This window comes from Anoxybacillus sp. UARK-01, from assembly GCF_002075365.1.
Taxonomy (GTDB): domain Bacteria; phylum Bacillota; class Bacilli; order Bacillales; family Anoxybacillaceae; genus Anoxybacteroides; species Anoxybacteroides rupiense.
In genome coordinates, this window is sequence record NZ_NASY01000029.1 from 1 (window position 1) to 2704 (window position 2704).

At 40.1% G+C, this 2704-nt stretch carries 3 pseudogenes; 1 reads left to right on the forward strand and 2 read right to left on the reverse strand.

What is annotated here, in order from left to right:
* Positions 1-239 precede the first annotated feature (239 nt).
* A pseudogene (locus B6A27_RS18400) lies at positions 240-642 on the reverse strand (transposase); the annotation flags it as partial.
* A 148-nt stretch (positions 643-790) separates the two neighbouring features.
* Between B6A27_RS18400 and B6A27_RS19035 the strand changes: the two are divergent.
* Positions 791-1405 (forward strand): annotated as a pseudogene (locus B6A27_RS19035) (transposase family protein); the annotation flags it as partial.
* A gap of 756 nt (positions 1406-2161) precedes the next feature.
* Here B6A27_RS19035 and B6A27_RS03965 read toward each other — a convergent pair.
* Positions 2162-2704, reverse strand: a pseudogene (locus B6A27_RS03965) (IS982 family transposase); the annotation flags it as partial.

Consider the following 2704-nt stretch of genomic DNA (forward strand, 5'->3'; position numbering starts at 1 on the left):
ATAGAATTTATATTATTATATTTATTGAAATTTGGCAATATTTAGATGAATTTTTCTTAGTTGAGTAAAAATTGAGGTACCATCAAGAATTTTGTGTATGTGTAATGTAAGATAGATAGGATATTTCTGAAATGGATTTGGGATAGAGGGAGCTGTTTCTTCCACGCAGGAGACTAAATTATTCAGTCTCCTGCGTGGAAAGGAAGAATCCCCTTATTTTGTTGATTTACAACATTTGGTTAACAATAACGTTCTTCAAACATTCGTTGAGGGGATTCATGAGCTTCAGCAAATCCTCGCAACTTTCGTCTTGCCCATTTCTCATTAAAGTCTTGAATGATCAAATACACGATTTTTTCAGCAATTTCTAAGCTACTCTGTTCATGGGCTTGAGACGTTTTCGAATCTCCTTGATCGTACGTTCCGTCGCATTGGTCGTGTAAATCATGCTTCGAATACTGCTTGGGTAGTCCATAAAGGTGAGGAGGACATCCAACTCATGGCCCCAAGGTTGAACTCCCTCGGATACTTGCTTGACCATTTCGACTCAAACTATTGAAACATCTGTAACGCTAACTCCTTATTCGGCGCACGATAAATGAGTTTGAGATCTTCTGCGGCTTCCAATTGATCTTTTTTCCGATACGATTTAAATATTACATGCTTTGTGAACAATAAAATGGAGTGACTATAATTATAAGGTCAAGTAGACTACAGATAATACATTTAAGGAGAATCTGCAATGACTAAAAGAGAACGTTGAACATTTACTGGTGAATTTAAGCAACGGATAGTGTAACTCTATCAAAATGGTAAGCTCAGAAAGGAGATTATTTGTGAGTATGATTTTACTTCTTCTTCCTTAGATAAGTGGCTGAAGCAGAATCAAAACTCGGGTTCTTTTAAAGAAAAAGACCATTTAACAGCAGAACAAAAGGAACTAATTGAACAGCGAAAACGAAATAAGCAACTGGAAATGGAGAACGACATTTTAAAGCAAGCTGCGCTGGTACTAGGACGAAAGTAAATGTGATCAAGAATAACAGGCACAAATATCCGATATCAGCAATGTGCAAAGTCCTACAACTACCAAGAAGTACTTATATTATGAAGCGAAAGAAAGGGCATCCAAGGATGATTTAACTTCTAAAATCATTGGGATCTCCCACGCCAGAATTATGGAACTCGTAAAATAAAAGCTGAGTTAAAGAAGCAGGGGTTAATCGTTACCCCGAATCGGAAGAATGATGAATGAGAAGGGGGTTGGTATCCTCTTATACGGTAGCCCAATTTAGACCGCATAAGATCATTGTAATGAATCGGCTATTCAAAATGAATTAAATGGAGAGTTTGATCATGACGATGAAAGGGTTGTTGTGGTAAGTGATTAACGTACGTAAGAGTTTACCGGTTGCTTAGTGAGAGACATTTGTTAATTGAGTAGAGCTGCAGGGCTTTGACGGTTCGCAAGCTTTATTCTCCTGAAAAATTGAAGGCCGAAAGGGGGTTTTATCTGTTTACATATCATGGATATGTGCTTTCGGGATTTACGCTATTATCCTTTCGATTGTCTTATGGTCGGAATCGGCGCTTATGTTATTACAAAGAAACGGAATGGGGGGAGGTAAAACCAAGTACGGAAGATTCGAATGGCAGGGTACATGTGAAGTGTAAAGGCGCTTTGTTGCCAAGAAGGGACGTTACCGTCGATTTAATGTTCAAAAGAAAACTGGGCAATTATGGCGAGGAGATTCGTTTTATGTCAAAAAGTTATCGCGAGCCGATTGGCAGCAAGGGAGTGTAGGACATATTGCATCGAAAAGGCGAGAACCGAAGGCGGTGTGAAAGACAAGCAGAAAATTTGCTTTCAGCAATAAGCTGGAATGTGGCCTCTGCGGAAGCGGCAGAACTGGTATAGCGAAATCTGGCATGAGAAGGTCTTATTTAGTGAATCATCATCATTTGTGCGGATCAGCAAGATGAATGATTCAATCAATATTCCCATCATTGAGGGTGGTGAAGATATAAACCGCCTGCTTTGTAATATTATCAGCAAAAGTGGCTAAACCCGATTACTCTGAAACGGTTATAAAAAGCCAAAAAAGGGATTCGATGTTGCTGGATTTAAATCATATAATTAACCCGTGGTGCTAGTTGAACATTAACGCTCAACTAGCCCGAGTATAACAAGTGAATAGGCCAACAAGATGCCATCTAGCGCAACTTCAAAACCTGCAATAGAGTGAGCGCGAATCTCTGTTATGCGGTACTGACCAACGAGAACAAAAAACACGGTTTCGACGACTTTGCGCTTTTGCTTGATCCACTGTTCCCATCGTTTTAATTTGCGCTTCTTCTGATTCTTCCGAGTAGGCGTCCACAGTGCCATTTGATATTCCTTGTATAGCTTTTTTGTAATACATCGCTGATAGATCCCTTATCTCCTAAGGTATAGGGGTGTGGAACTTGTGTCATCACGGTTTCGGCTACCGCTTTATCATGGCAAGGTGCTTCGGTTACCACATACCCCATAGGTAGACCTTGATTTGTCACCTGCAGATGAAATTTGAATCCATAATAACGCTGCTTTTTGGACGCACAATAGCCGATATTTGCCATGCCTTGAAACCGTTTCACACGATACACTCTAGCTGCATGACACCATTCTAGGGGGAGGCTATCGATTACGGCATAGGCATGGTGC